Raw genomic sequence first — 18,691 nt, 5'->3', positions numbered from 1 at the left:
CCGCCGAACCGATCCGACGGCCACCCCTACCGGATGTCCTCGGCCTCCACGGTCATCGAGGTCTCCAGCATCCGGTCGCGGACCCGCCGCGCGGCGTCGCCGGCCGCGAAGACACCGCGCAGGTCCGCGAAGGCCGGCTCCGGCGGGGCCAGCGGCACCCGCGCGTCGACGACGGCCTCCAGGACGGCGGGCCGGTCCGCGGCGAGCACCTCGTCCCAGGCCGGGCCGACCAGCTCCGGCCGGTCCACCCGGACGCCGTGCAGCCCGAGCAGCCGGGCCCAGCCGGCGTACGGCACGTCGGGCAGCCGGTCGGCGGCCGTGGCGGGCAGCCGCCGGCCGCTGCCCATCCCGGACTGGTCGCGGTTGTTGAGCACCAGCACCACCAGCCGCGGGTCGCTCCACTCCGGCCAGTGGTGGGCCACGGTGATCAGCTCGGCGAGGCCGTTGAGCTGCATCGCCGCGTCGCCGAGCAGCGCGACCACCGGCTGGTCCGGCCGGGCGAGCTTGGCGGCGACCGCGTACGGCAGGGCGCAGCCCATCGAGCCGAGCGTGCCGCACAGCTGCGCGTTGACCCCGGGGGGCAGTTCCAGGTGGCGGGCGTACCAGTAGAGCACCGAGCCGACGTCCACGGCGACCGCTCCGGCCGACGGCAGCCGGGACGACAGCTCGTGCAGCACCAGCTGCGGGTTCACCGGCTCGGCGGGGTCGCTGGCCCGCTCGGCGGCCTGGCCCCGCCAGCCCTCCACCGTCGTCTCGACGACGCCCCGCCAGTCCTCGTTGCGCCGGTGCGGCACCCGGTCGAGCAGGGCCCGCAGCGTCTCGGCGGCGTCGCCCACCAGCGTCACCTCGATCGGGTAGTGGTTGCCGATCCGGCGCCCGTCGATGTCGATCTGCACCGTACGGGTCTGCCCGGGCATCGGCAGGTAGTCCGTCCACGGCTCGGTGGTGCCCACCATCAGCAGGGTGTCGCAACCCCCCATCAGCTGGGCGCTGGCCGGGGTGCCGACCTCGCCGAGCACCCCGGTGTGGAACGGCAGCCGCTCGTCGAGCACCGGCTTGCCGAGCAGCGAGGTGGCCACGCCCGCGCCCAGCCGGTCGGCCAGCGCGACGATCTCCGGGGCGGCGTCCCGGGCGCCCTGGCCGACCAGGATCGCCACCCGGTGCGCGGTACGCAGCAGCGACGCGGCGGCGTCCAGGTCACCGTCGTGCGGCAGGACCCGGGCCAGCGGCTCCCCGGGGGTGGCCGAGACGATCCGGCCGTCCTGCGGGTGGCGGTCGGGCATCGGCGCGACCTGCACCGCCCGGGGCAGCACCACGCAGACCGGGCTGCGGGTCGCCGCCGCGGTGCGGAACGCCTGGTCCAGCACCGCGGGGACCTGTTCCGGGCTGCGCGCGTACCGGACGAACTGGTTGCACACGTCCCCGAAGAGCCGGCTCAGGCCGATCTCCTGGTGCGCGGCGCCCAGCGGCCCGGTGATGTCCTCGCCGACGATGGCCACCACCGGCTTGCTGTCGAGCTTCGCGTCGTAGAGGCCGTTGAGCAGGTGCACCGCGCTGGGCCCCTGGGTGGCCAGGCAGACGCCGATGCCGCCGGTGAACTTGGCGTGTCCGGTGGCCATGAAGGACGCCGTCTCCTCGTGCCGGGCCGGCACGAACTCCGGGTCTCCGCCGGACGCGTCCAGCGCCTCCACCAGAGGGGCGATCGCCCACCCGGGGTAGCCGAACGCCCGCGGCACCCGCCAGGCGCGCAGCCGCTCGACCACCAGGTGGGCCGCGGTCCGCTCAGCCATTGCCCCGACCCGGGGTGCTGGCGTCCACGAAGCGCAGGACCGCGCCCACGCCGTCGGTGAGCTCCGGCGCCTCCTCGGGTGCGAGGACGGTGAGTTCGGCGTCGGTGCCGGCCACCGCCCGCAGCAGCGCGGCGTCGGCCCGGACCCGCTGCGGGTCGCTGACGGACATGGCGGCCAGCTGGGCCGGGTCGGTGGCGATCTCGGTCGGGTCGGGGCCGATCCAGAGTTCGCCGTCGGCGGAGGCGTCGTCCACGATCAGCATGGTGTCGACCTGGTTGCGTTGCAGTGCGGAGACCACGGCGTCCAGGCCGGCGCCCACGTCCTCCTGCATGCCGAAGCGGTCCAGCGCGGCGGTGATCCGCTGGTCGGCCACCTCGGCGATGGTCTGCACGGTCAGGTCGTCCATCCGGACCGGGTCGGCGCCACCGGCGCGCTTGCCGGCGTCGGTGCGGACCAGCACGTCCTGCCAGCGTTCGGGCAGCTGGGCGGCGATCATGCCGGTCGCCCGGATGTCGCCGGCCACCACGACCACGTCGGCGCCGACCTTCTCGGCAAGCTCCACGGTGGCCGCCGCGGCGTCGCCGGCGTTGTGGTGCCAGGCCTCCATGGCGGCCCGCTGGTAGCGGGACTGGGACCAGCCGCCGGGCTGCACCCGGCGCAGCTGGTAGCTCTCCCGGCCCTGCACGCTGGCCCGGCGCGGCACCCCGCCGGCGCTGACCGCGACGGCGTCGGCACCGGTACGGTCGGCGAGCACCCGCACCCAGGCGACCTGTTCGCCGCGCTGGGCCACCAGCGGCATGGTGTGCGGCAGGGTGGACCAGGTGGCGAGGTCGCGCAGCGGTGGCGCGGAGAGGTACTCGGTGAGCACCACGCGGCCACCGGTGGCGAACACCGCCAGGCCGTAGTCCCCCGCCATCGGATCGTGGCCGCGCACCACCCGTTCGACCGCGTCGATGGTCGCCGGGTCGGCGCCCTGCTCCAGCAGGTTGCCCTTGAGGGCTCGCCACCGCAGGTCGACCTGGGGATGCGCATCGTGGGTGTCCCGGGAGGCGTCCAGATAGACCGAGCACCACGGCCCGGGACGGTCGTAGAGCGGACGCAGGAAGGACAGCTGCATGCTCGACCCCTTTCCGGCTCGGCCCTCCGCATACCCGCACCGATCCGCTTGTCACCTGACCTCCACACCACCCGTGACCAGGATTCATTCACGTCGTTCAACCTCAATGGCCGATACCATCAGTGAACGGAACAGGACTCTCGGTGGTGATCGATGGACACAGACCTGCACTATCCACGCATCGTCCGGCCGACGGAGCGGATCATCACCGCCCGGGTGGTCCGCCTGCTCGACGGCTACCCGCGTGAGGTACGCGTGGGACAGCCGGTGCTGGTGGCGGTGCTGACCGCCGCGGGGCTGGTGGGGCTGCTGCTGCGGCTGGCCCGGGCGTTGCTCTCCACCGGCGGCGGTGGGGCCCGGCGCAGCTGGAAGGAGCTGAAGCAGGGCCCGGAGTTCCTGGTCACCCCGGTCCGGCTGCGCGACGGCGCCGGCCGGCTCTGCGAGGTGGAGCTGCACGGGCACCTGCCGCAGAGCGCCCTGCACCCGGCCGACCACGTGCAGATCACCCTGCGCCCGCAGCGCGACGCCGACCTGCCACCGCGGATCGAGCGGATCGTCAACCTCACCACCGGTCAACTGCTCACTCCGCGCATCCCGACCCTCTGGTCGCACCTGGGACCGCCGCTGCTGCTCCAGGCGATCCTCGGCGCGCTGCTGGTGGCGGCGCTGGTCACCTGGTCGGTGCTCACCGGCTGAGCGCAGGCCGCCCGGGTTCGCCCTGGCGCAGGCCCAGGGGGTCGGCGGCCGTGCTCGCCGACCGGGTTCAGCCGACCCGGGTGAGGTCGCGGCGGGGCGTCGCGGTGACCCGCAGCAGCCCTCGCCGCCGGGCCCAGCGTTCGAAGGCGACGGTGGCGAACGGCGGCACCGCGCAGGCCAGGGCCAGGGCGGTCACCGGCAGGCTCCACCGGTGCAGCCGGGCGACCGCGAGAACCAGCAGGCCGTACGCGACGAAGAGCGCGCCGTGGATCGGGCCGAAGATCTTGACGCCGATCTCGTTGTCCGGCGGCCCGTACTTCACGGCCATGCCGACGAGCAGAGCGAGCCAGGAGCACGCCTCGGCGATGGCGGCCGCCACGAACAGCCGGGTGGTCTTCTCGCGCATGGTCCTCCCTCGTCCGTGGCCATGCTAGCCACTCCCCGGCCGCCACCCTCGGTACGCGCGCCCACACGCGACGGGGATCACCCGGGCCACGACTGGGTAGGTAAAGAGTCCTTCGGGTCTTTCCCTCGCCCGCCGACCCGTGCGAGGTTGGGGAGACCAACGGTGACAGGGTGGTGACCATGGGCGAGGACGTCGGTGCGCGTACCTTCAGTCGGGAGGACCGGGCCCGGTACCGGGAGAAGGTCCGCCGCTGTCTGGACGTCTTCGCCGAGATGCTGCGCGAGTCGCGGTTCGACGTGGAGCGGCCGATGACCGGCCTGGAGATCGAGCTCAACCTGGTCGACGACGACTCGATGCCGACGATGCGCAACGCCGACGTGCTGGCCGCGGTCGCCGACCCGGACTTCCAGACCGAGCTGGGCCAGTTCAACGTGGAGATCAACGTCGCACCGCGCCGGCTGACCGGGACCGGTACCGCCGAGTTCGAGGAGCACGTCCGGGCCAGCCTCAACGAGGCCGAGTCGAAGGCCCGTACGGTCGACGCGCACATGGTGATGATCGGCATCCTGCCCACCCTGCGGCCGGAGCACCTGACCGCCGAGACGCTCTCGGCGAACCCGCGCTACGCGCTGCTCAACGAGCAGATCTTCGCCGCCCGCGGCGAGGACCTGCCGATCTCGATCAGCGGCGTGGAGCGGCTGCGCGCCACCGCGGACACCATCACCCCGGAGGCGGCCTGCACCAGCACCCAGTTCCACCTCCAGGTCAGCCCGGCCCAGTTCGCCGACTACTGGAACGCGGCCCAGGCGGTGGCCGGCATCCAGGTCGCCCTGGGCGCGAACTCGCCGCTGTTCTTCGGCCGGGAGCTGTGGCGGGAGACCCGGGTGCCGCTGTTCCAGCAGGCCACCGACACCCGCTCGGAGGAGATCAAGGCCCAGGGGGTACGTCCCCGGGTGTGGTTCGGGGAGCGTTGGATCACCAGCGTCTTCGACCTGTTCGAGGAGAACGTGCGCTACTTCCCGGCGCTGCTGCCGGTCTGCGACCCGGAGGACCCGGCGAAGGCCCTCGCCGCCGGTGAGGTGCCGAAGCTGGCCGAGCTGCGGCTGCACAACGGCACCATCTACCGCTGGAACCGCCCGGTGTACGACGTGCTGAAGGGCCGCCCGCACCTGCGGGTGGAGAACCGGGTGCTGCCGGCCGGTCCGACCGTGGTGGACACCGTCGCCAACGGGGCGTTCTACTTCGGGCTGGTCCGGGCCCTGGCCGAGTCGGACCGGCCACTGTGGTCGCAGATGTCGTTCAGCGCCGCCGAGGAGAACTTCACCAGCTGCGCCCGGCACGGCATCGACGCCCAGGTGTTCTGGCCGGCGCTGGGCTACCTGCCGGCCACCGAGCTGGTGCTGCGCCGGCTGCTGCCGCTGGCGTACCACGGGCTGGATCGCTGGGGTGTCGACCCGGCCGAGCGGGACCGGCTGCTCGGCATCATCGAGCAGCGCTGCCTGACCGGACGCAACGGCGCGAGCTGGCAGGTGGAGGCGCTGCACCGGTTCGAGCAGGCCGACCACCTGGACCGGCCGGCGGCGCTGCGTGAGGTGGTCCGGCACTACGTGGACCTGATGCACAGCAACCGGCCGGTGCACGAGTGGCCGATCCCCTGACCCGAGAGACGGGGGCCGCCACGCTCGACACGCTCGCCGCGGCGGCAACGACCGTGGGCGGGGTTGGGAGACACCGAGAACGACGGTGGTCACCACTGAGCCGTGCGGGGCCAGCCCTCGAATGCGTTGCGTAGTTCCGCTACCTGCGACGGGGCAAGGCCGTAGAGCGCGAATACGGTGTCGGGGAGCCGGTCGAGCCGGCGGAGAGCATCCTGGATCTCGTCAGTGCTGATGTCCGGGTCGGCACGACGACCGAGTGCCAGCAACTCGTTCATGGTGTAGCGATCGAGGGCCGCCGCGACGTCGACATAGTCACGGGGTTGAGCCCGGGTGATCATGGCAGCGACCTTCGTGCTCATCACATCGTCGCGATGCAGCACGGGGCCCACGTTGCTGTCCACCGGGTCGTTCAGGCGAGCGAAGCGTACGAGCTGCACTCGCACGCTCTGGTCGTCGCGGCTGACCTCGAACTCGATCATGTCATGGTCGAACCCGTAGAAGACGTCCTCCAGTTCACCGGAGTCGGCGATCGAGTCCACCTGGAGGCCTGCGTTGACAAGGGCGTCACGCACCAGGTCGGCGGCTGCGGCCACCCCTCCGTCGATGTCGGTGAAGAGGTCGATGTCCTCGGTGGGTCGGGCACCGATGCCGTGGGCGATGAGCGCCTGACCACCGGCGAGAGCGAAGCCGTGGCGGTGGGCGACGGTGAGCGCGATACGGGCGACCTGCTGCTGGAACGGGTCAGGCACCGAGGGCATCAGGCAGCGATATTCCGCGCCCGCAGCACCGCGTGGTGCTCTTCCCAGGCCCGCCGTACGCCGCGGGGCAGATAGAGGTCGGGCCAGAGGGCGGTGAGAGTGGGCCCGTGCAGCCAGTCGCGGAGTTCGTCGGGGTCGACTGCTTCGGTGAGCACCGTCTCGTACATCCAGGGCAGCAGACCGGGAGAGTCGAGGTCCACCCGCCGCTCGGGCTGCCAGAACAGTCGGTGTGGCAGTTCCACCACCCCACTGACGGGGCCCCGCAGTTCGCCCAGGTCGAGGACCACGACCGCCCGCCGCCCGGGGCGGGCCTCGTACGGGGCTCGCAGAGCGCGGACGGAGCGTGCCGGGTCCATGCCCCACAGCTTAGTCCCGCCGGATCGGGCCGGTGGCATCCGGCCATGGCGTGTCCGGAGGGTCGAATGGATCGTCGACTGCACGCCGCCGGTTGCCGGGACCGCTGCCCGGGTCCACCACCAGGGCTGCCCGCCCGGGTCATGAATCGTCCACGCTCTCAGGTCTGCAGGCGCTCGAGGTGGCAACGCGGGCCGGCCGTCAGCCACCCGTCCCCAGCGATCACAGGCCCCGTTTCTATTGATTTTCGATAGCTAATGAGTGATAGTCGATACATGCTGACCGAGCGTCTGGCGGTGACCGCCCTCCGAGTCGTCCTGGCCGTGCTCTTCGCGGTGCTGATCCCGTTCGAGACCCTCTCCCTGCCCGGCCAGTTCGCCTACCTGGCCCGGCAGAACCCGGACGAGGCGTACCTGCGCTGGCCGTCCACCGCCGTGACCGTCTTCTGGGTGGTCTGCGTCCAGGTGGTCATCGTGGCCACCTGGAAGCTGCTCACCCTGGTCAGACGCGACCGGATCTTCACCGAGGGCGCCCTGGTCTGGGTCGACGTCATCGTCTGGGCGATCGCCGCCGCTTGGCTGACCCTGGTCGGCGTGTTCCTCTGGGTCGGCCTGCGCGCCGACGACCCGGGGCCGATCGTGGCGTTCTTCCTGATGACGGCCGGGGTCACCGTGCTGGGGCTGCTGATGGTGGTCATGCGGGCGCTGCTGCGGCAGGCCACCACGCTGCGTACCGACATGGAGGCGGTGATCTGATGCCGATCGTCGTACGCATCGACGTTGAGCTGGCCAGACGCAAGATGAGCGTGGGCGAGTTCGCGGAACGGGTCGGGCTCACCCCGGCGAACGTGGCCGTGCTGAAGAACGGCCGCGCCAAGGCGGTCCGATTCAGCACGCTGGAGGCGATGTGCCGGGTGCTCGACTGCCAGCCCGGCGACCTGCTCGAGTTCGTCGAGGACGAGGGCGAAGGCGAGGGCCGATGAGGTGGTCGGTGGCGGCTCAGCGCAGGGCGGTGAGGGCCAGCTCGGCAGCCCGGGCGACCAGGGCGTCGTCGGCCTCGACGTCTTTCGCCGGGTGGGTGGACATGACCGCCAGCACGAGCGGGGCGCCCTCGGGCGGCCACACCACGGCGATGTCGTTGCGGCTGCCGTACCCGCCCGCGCCGGTCTTGTCCCCGACCTGCCAGCCGGCCGGCATGGCCGCCCGGATCAGCTTCGCCCCGGTGGTGTTGCGCCTGAGCAGGTCGACCAGGACCGCGCGGTCCGCCGCCGAGAGGACGTCGCCCACCGCGTACGCCCGCAGGTCGGTCGCCAGGGCCCGCGGCGTGCTGGTGTCCCGGACGTCGCCCGGGTGGCCTCGTTGAGGCTCGGTTCGGTGCGCGCGGGCTCGGTGACGGTGTCGCCGATCCCGCGCAGCGCCGCCTCCAGTCCGGCCGGCCCGCCGAGCCGTTCGAGCAGCAGGTTGCCGGCGGTGTTGTCGCTGTAGCGCACCGCCGCCTCGGCCACCGCGCCGAGCGTCATCCCGTCGCCGACGTGCTTCTCTGTCACCGGCGAGTAGGTGACCAGGTCGGCGGCGGTGGACCGGACCCGCTCGTCCCACTGCGCCTCGCTGGTGGCGTCCAGCACCGCCGCGGCGGCCAGCGCCTTGAACGTCGACGCGTCGGCGCTGGTGCAGGCGGCCGCCGGGACGAGCACGGCCGTCACCGCGGCGACCGCGAGCGCCGGTGGAGATCGGTCATCGGTCATCCCTCCGGCTCAGTCTCACCGTAGGCCAGCCGCCGAGGCGTCACGCGGCCGGATCGCGGCGCCGCAGGACAACCCAGCTCGCGGCCAGGCACAGGGCGATCGTCGCGGCCTGGACAGCTGCGCCCAACCCCAGCCCGGCGGCCCCGGCCGGCGCGAACAGCCCCACCCAGTTCTGCCAGTAGTGCACCGGCAGGACGACGGCCACCGCGTGGAGCGCCCCCTGACCGTTGACGACGCTGGCGACCACGACGAAGCCGATCCCGGTGGCCAGCGCCTCGACACCCCGGGGCAGGAGCAGCCCCAGCACGAAGGCGATGGCAGCCATCGCCAGCATGCACAGCAGGGTGTAGCCGATGGCGGACAACGCCCGGAGGGCCGCGGCGCCGGCGGTGAGGTCGGCGGCGCCGATGACGTGGAACGGATGCCAGCCGAACAGGAAGGTGCCCGCGGCCAGGCCGCCCACCAGCACGCTCAGCACGGCCGCGCCGGTGGCGACGGCCGTGGCGGCGAGCTTGGCCCCCAGCAGCCGGCCCCGGGTGACCGGCGCGACGTAGAGGTAGCGCAGGACGCCCCAGTCCCGGTCCGCCGAGGCGATGGTGGCGGCCAGCAGCGCGACCACGATCGGCAACAGCAACGGGCCGGTGAACTGCAGGCTGGCCATCGCATGATTAAGCGACGAGAACGGGGACGCGCCGTAGAGGCCGGCCTCGTCGCCGTTGCGGTGCCCGGCGGACGAGGCGAGCGACAGCCCGGCGACGACCGGAACGGCGGCCAGGCAGAGCAGGGCGATCAGCGTACGCAGGCGCAGGAGCTGGGTGGCGAGCTCAAAACGCAGCACGGTCCGCTCCTTCGGTCATCGCGAGGTAGGCGTCCTCCAGCGACCGGTGGCTGCCCACGATCGCGTCGAGCGGACCGGCGGCGACCAGTCGACCACGGCTGAGCACGACGACGTGACTCGCCAGCAGTTGGACCTCACCGAGCTGGTGGCTGGAGACCAGGACGGCGGCGCCCGCGGCGGCTCGCGCGGCGAGGTGTCGCCGCAGCGCTCGCACCTCTGCGGGGTCGAGTCCGTTGGTCGGCTCGTCGAGAATCAGCACATCGGGGTCGCGCATCAGCGCGTGGGCGAGCATGAGCCGCTGCCGCATACCCGTCGAGTAGCCTGCGACCTTCCGGTCGATCGCCGGCCCCAGACCGGCCAGCTCCAGGGCGGCGTCGAGCGCGGGCGGGGGCAGGTCCCGCCGTGCGGCGCCCCACAGCAGCCGCAGGTTCGCAGCACCGGTCAGGTGCGGGACGAAGGCGGGCCCGTCGATCAGGACACCCGCCCGCCGCAGGACCGGCGCGCCCAGGCGTACGGGCTGCCCGGCGATCCACGCCGTGCCGGTGTCCGGCCTGGCCAGGCCGACGAGCATCCGCATGGTCGAGGTCTTGCCGGCGCCGTTCGGCCCCAGCAGGGCGCAGATCTGCCCGGCCGTCACCGCAAAGGAGAGCTGCTCGACGGCCTGCCGTGGGCCGTAGCGTTTCGACAGCCCGTCGGCATGAATCATGACTGGTGGCGCGGACACGGGGCATCGCCCTTTCTCGGCGGTGGCCGGAAGGTCGGAAGCGGACCGGGACGTGGCGGCGGACCTACCGCGGCGTGGTCGGCCGTCGGCGGCGGTGCGTCGCGGCCAGGGCGGTGGCAGCGGCCAGGGCGGCCACGACGGCGATCCAACTGGAGATGAACGGGGTGGCCAGGATGCCGTCGGCGCCGCGGAACACGGCCGGGTCGACCGCCCGCACCCGAAGTCCCCAGGCCGCGGCGGCGCCGGTGGCCACACCCATGCCGGCGACCACGACGGTGCGGGCGATGCGGTCGGGCCCGGTCGGCGGCCCGGCCGGGGCCTGGCGCAGGACCCGGGTGGCGGCCAGCGCGGTGGCGCCGACCACGGCGATCCCGACGCCGGTGACCAGCGCGAACGCGGCCACGTTGGGGGCCGAGTGGACCGGGTGGCCGGCCGAGATCGCCAGGGCGACCCGCAGGACGCCGTACCACAGGGGGACGCCGACGAACGGAACGGCCAGGTGCCACCACCGACGGCGATCGGCGCGGACCGCCGCGAGTGCGGCGGGCGCCGTGGCGAGCACCGACGCCGAGAGCGCCACCACGGCGGCGACCACGAGCAGCGCGTAGGCGCCGCCGGCCCGGCCGCCGACGTCCTCGGCCAGTTTGGCGAAGCCGAGACCGGCCACCGTGAACAGCCCGACCGCCCACACCACCGCGGTCGTCGGCGAACCCTCGGACATGAGCACACCTCCATGCGCGCGTACGGCACCGAGCAACGAGTCGAGGATCAGCCCGGCGTGCCGGTGGACCCGTAGGTCGCACAGCAGTTGCGCATACTCCTCGCCGTACCGACGACGCCACCGGGCCGGGTAGCAGGCCACCAGCGTCCGTACGAGCCGGCCGTCCCCGCTCATGCCGGCGTCGCCCCGAGGCGGCCGAGGCTCAACGCGGCCAACCGCTGCATCCGGGTCGCCTGGGCGGACAGCTCGGCCGCCCCGGTTGCGGTCAGTCGGTAGGGCCGACGCCGCCCCTCGGCCGGCAGGCCCTCGATCAGGCCGGCCTTCTCCAGCCGGGTCAGCGCCGCGTAGAGCGTCCCCGGGCCGAGGGTCACCCCGACCTGCTCGGCGACATCCGTGGTGATCGCATAGCCGTGCTTGGCGCCGTCGGCCAGGCTGGCCAGGATCAGCAGGCCGGGTTCGGCCCACCGGCTCGGTTCGTCGCTCGCCATGCTGCTACTCCAACCGTCGTTATATCGCCCAGCGTACTACGCCAGACGATATAACGACAGGCCCTGCGGAGGTGTAGCGCCGGGAGGCGACGGTCCAGGTCCTCGGCCGGCGCAGCAGCCCGACCAGACAGAGGTGGGGCACCCCGGCCAGCGGCCGAGCCTCAGGAGATCTGTTGCCTCGCCTGGTCGATCTGGCGCACGACGGCCAGCGCACCGTGTGCCTCGGCGATCGCGTGGGCCTCGTCCAGCGTCGCGAGCGCGTCGGCGCGACGGTCCTGTGCGGCGGCGATGTAGGCGAGCCCGACCATGTTCGCGGCGACACCCGGCATCGCCCCGCACTCCCGACGCAGCCGGGTCGACTCCGCGAGCCGCTCGGTCGCCTCGTCAAGCCGGCCGGCCGTGTGCGCGGCGATGCCGAGATGCCGTAGCGCCTCGGACTCGGTCGACCTGTCGCCGACCCGCGCCGCCAACTCACGGGACCGTTCGAGGTCCGCGACGGCGCTTTCGTCGTCCCGACGGATGACCTGGTACAGGCAGCCGATCCAGAACAACGCCTCCGCCTCGCCACGGGTGTCGCCCAGGGCCCGGTACAACTCCAGCGCACGGCGGAACAACGGCAACTCGGCCGGGTCCTCGACGGGCGGCGAGCCGGGTCGACCGCGGTCGAGGAGGAACCGCGCGTGCAGGATCCGTCCGCGCGCGAGCGCGCCATCGGCCTCCACCGCGTCCAGCGCCCGCGCCGCATCTTTCAACGCGTCGGCGTCACCGTTGAACACGGCCCGCTCATAGAGCGTCCTGGCCCACTGGATCCGACCCTCGACAGTCATCATCGCCCCCGTCCGGCACCGCGACCAGCGAAGTGCCTCGTCCACTCGACGCCCGGGATGAACACCGGCTCTCCCTCAGCCGGGCCGGGCAGCCCGGAAGGTGAGTCGTCGACGACATCAGCTGCCGCAGGCAGCGAGGAGAAGGCCGGCTCCCAGGGCGATCGGCAGCCTACGACGTCAAGGGCCGGGCCGCAGCCCCGTCCGGCTCCCGTGGCCGCACCGGCTGAACCCGCCACGGACCCCGTGGATCAGAGCGAGACGATCGCCGCGCTCTCCGCCGGCAGTTGGATCCCGTCCCGCATCACCGTGACCCCCTCGGAGGTGGCCAGCAGCACCCGGCGCACCACCCCGGGCAGGTTGACCCGCTGCGACCGATCTGCCAGGTTCGCCACCACCAGACACTCACCGCGCCGCATCACCAGGAACTGGTCGCCGTGGCGCACCTCCACCGCGCCCAACCGGGGGTCGGAGAGCTCGGGACGGCACTTGCGCAGGGCGATCAGCCGGCGGTGGAAGTCGTACATCTCGCGGTGCTCGGCCTTGTCCAGCTCGGCCCAGTCCAGCCGGGAGCGGACGAACGTCTGCGGGTCCTGCGGATCGGGCACGTCGCCCGGCGGCCAGCCGTGCGCGGCGAACTCGCGCTTGCGACCGGTGGCCACCGCGACCGCCAGCTCCGGCTCGGGGTGGCTGGTGAAGAACTGCCACGGCGTCGACGCCGCCCACTCCTCCCCCATGAACAGCATGGGAGTGAACGGCGCGGTCAGCAACAGCACCGCCCCGACCCGCAACAGCGCCGGTGACAGGGTGGCGGAGATCCGGTCGCCGGTGGCCCGGTTGCCGATCTGGTCGTGGTTCTGCAGGTACGCCACGAAGCGGTGCCCCGGGACGCGCTGCCGGTCCACCGGGCGGCCGTGGCTGCGGTTGCGGAAGCTGGACCAGGTGCCGGCATGGAAGAACGCCCCGGTCAGCACGTCGCTCAGGCACTCCAGCGAGCCGAAGTCGCCGTAGTAGCCCTGTCGTTCCCCGGTGAGCAGGGTGTGCAGGGCGTGGTGGGCGTCGTCGTTCCACTGGGCGTGCAGACCGTAGCCGCCCGCCTCGCGCGGGGTGATCAGCGTCGGGTCGTTCAGGTCGGACTCGGCGATCAGCGACAGCGGCCGACCCAGGTGGGTGGAGAGCGCCTCCACCTCGACGGCGACCTGCTCGAGGAAGTGGGTGGCGCGGGAATCCGGCATGGCGTGCACGGCGTCCAGCCGCAGCCCGTCGACGTGGTAGTCGCGCAGCCACATCAGCACGCTGTCGATGATGTAGCGGCGTACCTCGTCGGAGTGCGGGCCGTCCAGGTTGACCGTGCGCCCCCAGGTGTTGGACTGGTCGTTGAGGTAGGGAGCGAACATCGGCGCGTAGGCCCCGGAGGGCCCGAAATGGTTGTAGACGACGTCGAGGATCACCCCCAGCCCCTTGGCGTGGGCCGCGTCCACCAGGCGTTTGAGGCCGTCCGGCCCGCCGTACGGCTGGTGCGGGGCGTACCAGCAGACGCCGTCGTAGCCCCAGTTGTGCTCGCCGTTGAAGGCGTTGACGGGCAGCAGCTCGATCAGGTCGACGCCGAGCTCCACCAGGTGGTCGAGGCGGTCGATGGCCGCGTCGAAGGTGCCCTCCGGGGTGAACGTGCCGATGTGCAGCTCGTAGAGGATGCTGCCGGGCAGCTGCCGGCCGGTCCAGCCCTGGTCGGTCCAGCCGAACGCGGCATGGTCGTAGACCCGGCTGGGGCCGTGCACCCCCTGCGGCTGCCACGCCGAGCGGGGGTCGGGCAGGGCCCGCTCGTCGTCGTCGAGGACGAAGGCGTAGTCGGTGCCGGGGCCGGCGTCGGGCGCCTCGGCCCGCCACCAGCCGCCCCGGTCGGCGGTCATCTCCCGGTCGGCGGCGCCGGGCAGGCGCAGCCGCACCCGGGCAGCGTCGGGGGCCCACACCGCGAATTCGGTCACGAGGCAGCCTCCACGGAATCGGTGGGTGCGAGGAGGGCGACGGGGTACGTGCTCAACAGATCATGCACGGGCAGCTCAGAGCCACTGTAGACCCGGCCGGTGAACATGTCAGTCACCTGATTAACGGAAAGTGACAGGGTGGTGTCCCGCCACCCGCCGGCACGGGCCAGGCCCAGCGGCAGCCGGGTGGCCACCGCGATCGCCCCGCCCCGGTCGAAGGCCACCGCGTGCGCCCCGCCCGGCCCCCGCACGGGCACCGGGCGGTAGGTGCTGAACAGCTCCGGGTGCTCCCGCCGCAGCCGCAGGGTCCGCGACACCACCAGCAGCTTGGCCGCGCCGTCGGCGGCCACCTCGGGCCGGTCGCCGGCGTCGAGCCGGTCCAGCAGCTCCCGGCGTACGGCGAAGTCGACCGGGCGGCGGTTGTCCGGGTCGACCAGGGAGTTCTCCCACAGCTCGGTGCCCTGGTAGACGTCGGGCACCCCGGGCATGGCCAGCTGCACCAGCTTCTGCCCGAGCGAGTTCGACCAGCCGGCCGGGGTCAGCTCGGTGGCGAACGCGGTCAGCTCGGCGTGCAGCTCCCGGTCGTCGTACATCCGGTCGACCAGGGCGTGCAGTTCCCGCTCGAAGGCCAGGTCGGGGTCGGCCCAGCTGGTGGAGACCGACGCCTCCCGGGACGCCTTCTCCACGTACGCGTGCAGCCGCTCCCGCTCGATCGGCCACGCGCCGACGGCGGTCTGCCAGAGCAGGTGGGCGAAGTCCGGGTCGGCCAGCGGGGCCTTCGCCGTCCAGCGGGCCACCTGCTCGGCCCAGCGGCCGGGCAGCTCGGACAGGACGGCGAGCCGGGCCCGGACGTCCTCGCCGCGCTTGGTGTCGTGGGTGGACAGGGCGGTCATCCCGGCCGGCCAGCGGACCTGCCGGGCGGTGGCGAACCGGTGGAACTCCGCCGGCGGCACGCCGAAGTGGGCCGGGCTGCCGCCGACCTCGTTGAGGGCGACGAACCGGCTCCACCGGTAGTAGGCGGTGTCCTCCACGCCCTTGGCCATCACCGCGCCGGTGAGCTGCGGGAACCGGGCGGCCAGCTCGTGGTCGGGGTCGCGCAGCAGCGCGGTGACCGCGTCCAGGGTCCGGGTCAGGTCGGGGCGCCGCCGGCCCGCCTCGGCGCGGGCGGCCGCCAGGTGCCGGGCGCCCTCGGGCGGGTAGCCCCGGTAGACGGGGAAGCAGGCGGCCAGCTCGGCGAGGGCGGCCCGGGTGTCGTGCCGGTCCAGCTCGGAGGCGAGCGCGGCGAGCCGGCTCAGCTCGGCGGCGAGCAGCCGGGTGGCGGCGGCCAGCTTCGTGTCGTGGGTGAGGTCCTGCCAGGAGGTGTGCCGGCCGGTGAGCCAAGCGTCCAGGGCGGTGAAGTCGCCCTCGGCGTCGCCGTCGACGAAGAGCCCGCTGACGGCGGCGAGCGCGTCGTAGCCGGTGGTGCCGTCCACCGGCCAGTCCGGCAGCTCCTCGCCGTACTCCAGGATCTTCTCCACCACCAGCCACGCCTGCGGCGCGGCGGCGCGCAGCCGGGCCAGGTAGCCGGCCGGGTCGCGCAGGCCGTCCGGGTGGTCGACCCGGATGCCGTCGACGTCGCCGGCGGCGACCCAGCGCAGGATCTCGGCGTGGGTGGCGTCGAAGACCGCCGGGTCCTCCACCCGCAGACCGGCCAGGTCGGAGACGGCGAAGAAGCGACGGTACGTCAGTTCGCCGTCGCCGCGCCGCCAGGAGACCAGCTCGTAGTGCTGCCGGTCGTGCACCTGCCGGGCGGCGCCGTCGCCGGTGCCGTCGGCGATCGGGAAGCGGTGCTCGTGGTAGCGCAGCTCGCCGTCGACCACCTTGAGGTCGTCGTGCGCGTCGGGGGTGTCGGCGAGCACCGGCAGCAGCAGCCGGCCCCGGTCCCAGTCGATGTCGAACCAGTCCGCGTACGCCGAGGCCCGGCCCCGGCGCAGCACGTCCCACCAGGCGGGGTTCGCGGCGGGCTGGGCCACCCCGGCGTGGTTGGGCACGATGTCGACGACCAGGCCGAGCCCGGCGGCGCGCAGCGCCCGGGCCAGCCGCTGCCGGCCGCCCTCGCCGCCGAGTTCGGGGTTGACCGCGCGGTGGTCGACCACGTCGTAGCCGTGCTGGGAGCCGGGGGTGGCGGTGAGCAGGGGGGCGCTGTAGAGGTGGGTGACGCCCAGCGCGGCCAGGTAGCCGGTGACGCCGGCGGTGGCGTCCAGGTCGAAGCCGGGGCGGATCTGCACGCGGTAGGTCGACCCCACCCGCGTCGTCGGCGCCCTCGGGGGTCGGGGGGTGTCGGGCATCAGGTCAGACCGTCCTCTCCAGGACCAGCAGCGACCGGTCCGGCACGCAGATGGTGCCGCCCGCCTCCACCGTCGTCGTCTTCTCCGGATCCGGTTCCGCGGTGCTGATCGCCAGCTCCCAGCGCGGCCCGAACTCCTCCCCGGGCAGGGTGAAGTCCAGGGGCGCGTCGTGCGCGTTGAACAGCAGCAGGAACGAGTCGTCCCGGTGCCGCTGGCCGTACTGGCCGCGTTCCGGGATGCCGTCGCCGTTGACGAACAGGGCCACCGAGCGGCCGAAGTCGTTGCCCCAGTCCTCGTGGCTCATCTCCCGGCCGTCGGGGGTGTACCAGGCCAGGTCGGGCAGGGGGGACTGGGCGGCGCGGCCGCCGACCGGCAGGCCGGTGAAGAAGCGGCGGCGGCGGAACGCCTGGTGGCGGGCGCGGAAGTCGGTCAGCCGGCGGACGAAGGCGAGCAGGTCCTCGTCGACCCGCTCCCAGTCGATCCAGGCCAGCTCGCTGTCCTGGCAGTAGGCGTTGTTGTTGCCGCACTGGGTGCGGCCCAGCTCGTCGCCGTGGCCGATCATCGGCACGCCCTGCGAGAGCACCAGGGTGGCCAGGAAGTTGCGCCGCTGCCGCTGCCGCAGGGCCAGCACGCCGGCGTCGTCGGTCTCCCCCTCGACGCCGCAGTTCCAGGACCGGTTGTGGCTCTCGCCGTCCCGGTTCTCCTCGCCGTTGGCCTCGTTGTGCTTGTCGTTGTACGACACCAGGTCGTTGAGGGTGAACCCGTCGTGGCAGGTGACGAAGTTGATGCTGTGGAACGGGCGGCGGCCGTCGTCCTGGTAGAGGTCGGCGGAGCCGGTGATCCGGGAGGCGAACTCGGCGAGGGTGGCGGGCTCGCCGCGCCAGAAGTCCCGGACGGTGTCCCGGTACTTGCCGTTCCACTCGGTCCACTGCGGCGGGAAGTTGCCCACCTGGTAGCCGCCCGGGCCGACGTCCCACGGCTCGGCGATCAGCTTGACCCGGCTGACCACCGGGTCCTGCTGGACCACCTCGAAGAAGGTGGAGAGGCGGTCGACCTCGTAGAACTCGCGGGCCAGCGTGGCGGCCAGGTCGAACCGGAAGCCGTCGACGTGCATCTCGGTCACCCAGTAGCGCAGCGAATCCATGATCAGCTGGAGCGAGTGCGGGTTGCGGACGTTGAGGCTGTTGCCGGTGCCGGTGTAGTCGACGAAGTAGCGCCGGTCTTCTTCGGAGAGCCGGTAGTAGCTGGGGGTGTCGATGCCCTTGAAGCTCAGCGACGGGCCGAGGTGGTTGCCCTCGGCGGTGTGGTTGTAGACCACGTCGAGGATGACCTCGATGCCGGCGGCGTGCAGCGCCTTGACCATGCCGCGGAACTCCTGCACCTGCTGGCCGAGGCGGCCCAGCGCCGAGTAGCCGTGGTGCGGGGCGAAGAAGCCGATGGTGTTGTAACCCCAGTAGTTGCGCAGGCCGAGGTCGGCCAGGCGGTGGTCGTGCACGAACTCGTGCACCGGCATCAGCTCGACCGCGGTCACCCCGAGCTGCTTGAAGTAGTCGATCATCACCGGGGAGGCGATGGCCGCGTACGTGCCGCGCAGCTCCTCGGGGATGTCGGGGTGGCGCATGGTCAGGCCGCGTACGTGGGTCTCGTAGATCACCGAGTGGTGGTACGGGGTGCGCGGCGGCCGGTCGTTGCCCCAGTCGAAGTACGGGTTCACCACCACCGACTTCGGCATGTACGGCGCCGAGTCGGTCTCGTTCATCCGGTCCGGGTCGCCGCCGACCTCGTAGTCGTAGACCGCCGGATCCCAGGAGATCTCCCCGTCGACCGCCTTGGCGTACGGGTCGAGCAGCAGCTTGTGCGGGTTGCAGCGGACCCCGTTGGCGGGGTCCCACGGGCCGTGCACCCGGTAGCCGTAGCGTTGACCGGGCTCGATCCCCGGCAGGTAGGCGTGCCAGACGTACGCGTCGACCTCGCGCAGCTCGACCCGGCGTTCGGCGCCGGTGTCCCACTCGTCGAAGAGGCAGAGTTCGATCTTCTGCGCCACCTCCGAGAAGATCGCGAAGTTGGTGCCCATCCCGTCGTAGGTGGCACCGAGGGGATAGCGCTCGCCCGGCCAGACCTGCATCTCGCTCCTTCAACCATGATCATGAGCGCTCCGGTCGGGCGGACCGCCGATGCGCACGCCGCTAATGCCCCGCCACTCGAGCCGGCAATCCACCCGATCGGACCGTAACCGATATCCACCGTCCTGGTACCGCCTG

At 72.7% G+C, this 18,691-nt stretch carries 17 protein-coding genes and 1 pseudogene; 4 read left to right on the top strand and 14 right to left on the bottom strand.

Features of this window, described 5'->3' with window-relative positions:
- Window positions 1-26: 26 nt before the first annotated feature.
- Window positions 27-1,790, bottom strand: coding sequence for a thiamine pyrophosphate-binding protein (locus GA0074704_RS16060; RefSeq protein ID WP_088971259.1), 1,764 nt, complete (start codon window positions 1,788-1,790; stop codon window positions 27-29).
- Window positions 1,783-2,907 (bottom strand): baeRF2 domain-containing protein, encoded by a 1,125-nt coding sequence (locus GA0074704_RS16055; RefSeq protein WP_088971258.1) that lies wholly within the window; start codon window positions 2,905-2,907, stop codon window positions 1,783-1,785. Before GA0074704_RS16055 ends, GA0074704_RS16060 begins: the two co-directional genes overlap by 8 nt.
- Window positions 2,908-3,060: 153 nt before the next feature.
- Here GA0074704_RS16055 and GA0074704_RS16050 point away from each other — a divergent pair, with 153 nt between their 5' ends.
- Entirely contained in the window at window positions 3,061-3,603 is a 543-nt protein-coding gene (locus GA0074704_RS16050) for a hypothetical protein (RefSeq protein ID WP_088971257.1), read from the top strand.
- Window positions 3,604-3,670: 67 nt separating this feature from the next.
- Here the strand turns inward: GA0074704_RS16050 and GA0074704_RS16045 are convergent, their stop codons facing one another.
- Entirely contained in the window at window positions 3,671-4,009 is a 339-nt protein-coding gene (locus GA0074704_RS16045; protein WP_088971256.1) for a DUF3817 domain-containing protein, read from the bottom strand.
- A 179-nt stretch (window positions 4,010-4,188) separates the two neighbouring features.
- On the opposite strand from GA0074704_RS16045, the gene GA0074704_RS16040 reads away from it, so the two are divergent.
- Window positions 4,189-5,667, top strand: coding sequence for a glutamate--cysteine ligase family protein (locus GA0074704_RS16040; RefSeq protein WP_088973724.1), 1,479 nt, complete (start codon window positions 4,189-4,191; stop codon window positions 5,665-5,667).
- 89 nt (window positions 5,668-5,756) lie between these two features.
- Here GA0074704_RS16040 and GA0074704_RS16035 read toward each other — a convergent pair whose 3' ends face one another.
- On the bottom strand, window positions 5,757-6,416 hold the full coding sequence (locus GA0074704_RS16035) for a nucleotidyl transferase AbiEii/AbiGii toxin family protein (RefSeq protein WP_231926474.1): 660 nt from the start codon (window positions 6,414-6,416) through the stop codon (window positions 5,757-5,759).
- 8 nt (window positions 6,417-6,424) lie between these two features.
- Window positions 6,425-6,781, bottom strand: a complete 357-nt coding sequence (locus tag GA0074704_RS16030) for a hypothetical protein (RefSeq protein ID WP_088971254.1) — start codon at window positions 6,779-6,781, stop codon at window positions 6,425-6,427.
- A gap of 273 nt (window positions 6,782-7,054) precedes the next feature.
- Between GA0074704_RS16030 and GA0074704_RS16025 the strand changes: the two genes are divergently transcribed.
- Together GA0074704_RS16025 and GA0074704_RS16020 are read left to right on the top strand one after the other, a co-directional pair.
- A complete protein-coding gene (locus GA0074704_RS16025; RefSeq protein ID WP_088971253.1) occupies window positions 7,055-7,534 on the top strand; it encodes a DUF2975 domain-containing protein in 480 nt (159 codons plus the stop codon).
- Window positions 7,534-7,761, top strand: coding sequence for a helix-turn-helix domain-containing protein (locus GA0074704_RS16020; protein ID WP_088971252.1), 228 nt, complete (start codon window positions 7,534-7,536; stop codon window positions 7,759-7,761). The genes GA0074704_RS16025 and GA0074704_RS16020 overlap by 1 nt, the downstream gene beginning before the upstream one ends.
- Before the next feature lie 16 nt (window positions 7,762-7,777).
- Here GA0074704_RS16020 and bla read toward each other — a convergent pair.
- The 9 genes and pseudogenes from bla to glgX all read right to left on the bottom strand — a co-directional run bounded on the left by bla (window position 7,778) and on the right by glgX (window position 18,555).
- Window positions 7,778-8,523: pseudogene (gene bla, locus GA0074704_RS16015) on the bottom strand (class A beta-lactamase).
- Between the two features lie 40 nt (window positions 8,524-8,563).
- Window positions 8,564-9,361, bottom strand: coding sequence for an ABC transporter permease (locus GA0074704_RS16010; RefSeq protein WP_088971251.1), 798 nt, complete (start codon window positions 9,359-9,361; stop codon window positions 8,564-8,566).
- A complete protein-coding gene (locus tag GA0074704_RS28835) occupies window positions 9,348-10,085 on the bottom strand; it encodes an ABC transporter ATP-binding protein (RefSeq protein ID WP_157743701.1) in 738 nt (245 codons plus the stop codon). The genes GA0074704_RS16010 and GA0074704_RS28835 overlap by 14 nt, the downstream gene beginning before the upstream one ends.
- A 64-nt stretch (window positions 10,086-10,149) precedes the next feature.
- Entirely contained in the window at window positions 10,150-10,980 is an 831-nt protein-coding gene (locus tag GA0074704_RS28830; protein WP_157743700.1) for a hypothetical protein, read from the bottom strand.
- Entirely contained in the window at window positions 10,977-11,294 is a 318-nt protein-coding gene (locus tag GA0074704_RS16000; protein WP_088971250.1) for a PadR family transcriptional regulator, read from the bottom strand. The genes GA0074704_RS28830 and GA0074704_RS16000 overlap by 4 nt, the downstream gene beginning before the upstream one ends.
- A 161-nt stretch (window positions 11,295-11,455) precedes the next feature.
- Window positions 11,456-12,124: a tetratricopeptide repeat protein gene (locus GA0074704_RS15995; RefSeq protein ID WP_231926472.1), complete on the bottom strand. Its 669-nt coding sequence runs from the start codon at window positions 12,122-12,124 to the stop codon at window positions 11,456-11,458.
- A 245-nt stretch (window positions 12,125-12,369) separates the two neighbouring features.
- A complete protein-coding gene (gene treZ, locus GA0074704_RS15990; protein ID WP_088971249.1) occupies window positions 12,370-14,103 on the bottom strand; it encodes a malto-oligosyltrehalose trehalohydrolase in 1,734 nt (577 codons plus the stop codon).
- Window positions 14,100-16,430, bottom strand: a complete 2,331-nt coding sequence (gene treY, locus GA0074704_RS15985) for a malto-oligosyltrehalose synthase (protein ID WP_088971248.1) — start codon at window positions 16,428-16,430, stop codon at window positions 14,100-14,102. Before treY ends, treZ begins: the two co-directional genes overlap by 4 nt.
- Before the next feature lie 4 nt (window positions 16,431-16,434).
- Complete coding sequence (gene glgX, locus GA0074704_RS15980; RefSeq protein ID WP_088971247.1) at window positions 16,435-18,555, bottom strand: glycogen debranching protein GlgX; 2,121 nt, start codon at window positions 18,553-18,555, stop codon at window positions 16,435-16,437.
- Window positions 18,556-18,691: the final 136 nt, after the last annotated feature.

This window comes from Micromonospora siamensis (genome assembly GCF_900090305.1).
Classification (GTDB): domain Bacteria; phylum Actinomycetota; class Actinomycetes; order Mycobacteriales; family Micromonosporaceae; genus Micromonospora; species Micromonospora siamensis.
Note: the sequence above shows the minus strand (reverse complement) of the source record. Positions and strands in the feature narration are given on the sequence as shown.

Coding starts and splice junctions, on each gene's coding strand:
- GA0074704_RS15995 (WP_231926472.1), bottom strand. CDS start 12,124: ATGATGACTGTCGAGGGTCGGATCCAGTGGGCCAGGACGCTCTATGAG.
- glgX (WP_088971247.1), bottom strand. CDS start 18,555: ATGCAGGTCTGGCCGGGCGAGCGCTATCCCCTCGGTGCCACCTACGAC.
- GA0074704_RS16045 (WP_088971256.1), bottom strand. CDS start 4,009: ATGCGCGAGAAGACCACCCGGCTGTTCGTGGCGGCCGCCATCGCCGAG.
- GA0074704_RS16000 (WP_088971250.1), bottom strand. CDS start 11,294: ATGGCGAGCGACGAACCGAGCCGGTGGGCCGAACCCGGCCTGCTGATC.
- GA0074704_RS28830 (WP_157743700.1), bottom strand. CDS start 10,980: ATGAGCGGGGACGGCCGGCTCGTACGGACGCTGGTGGCCTGCTACCCG.
- GA0074704_RS16060 (WP_088971259.1), bottom strand. CDS start 1,790: ATGGCTGAGCGGACCGCGGCCCACCTGGTGGTCGAGCGGCTGCGCGCC.
- GA0074704_RS16050 (WP_088971257.1), top strand. CDS start 3,061: ATGGACACAGACCTGCACTATCCACGCATCGTCCGGCCGACGGAGCGG.
- GA0074704_RS16055 (WP_088971258.1), bottom strand. CDS start 2,907: ATGCAGCTGTCCTTCCTGCGTCCGCTCTACGACCGTCCCGGGCCGTGG.
- GA0074704_RS16030 (WP_088971254.1), bottom strand. CDS start 6,781: ATGGACCCGGCACGCTCCGTCCGCGCTCTGCGAGCCCCGTACGAGGCC.
- GA0074704_RS16020 (WP_088971252.1), top strand. CDS start 7,534: ATGCCGATCGTCGTACGCATCGACGTTGAGCTGGCCAGACGCAAGATG.
- GA0074704_RS16025 (WP_088971253.1), top strand. CDS start 7,055: ATGCTGACCGAGCGTCTGGCGGTGACCGCCCTCCGAGTCGTCCTGGCC.
- treY (WP_088971248.1), bottom strand. CDS start 16,430: ATGCCCGACACCCCCCGACCCCCGAGGGCGCCGACGACGCGGGTGGGG.
- GA0074704_RS16040 (WP_088973724.1), top strand. CDS start 4,189: ATGGGCGAGGACGTCGGTGCGCGTACCTTCAGTCGGGAGGACCGGGCC.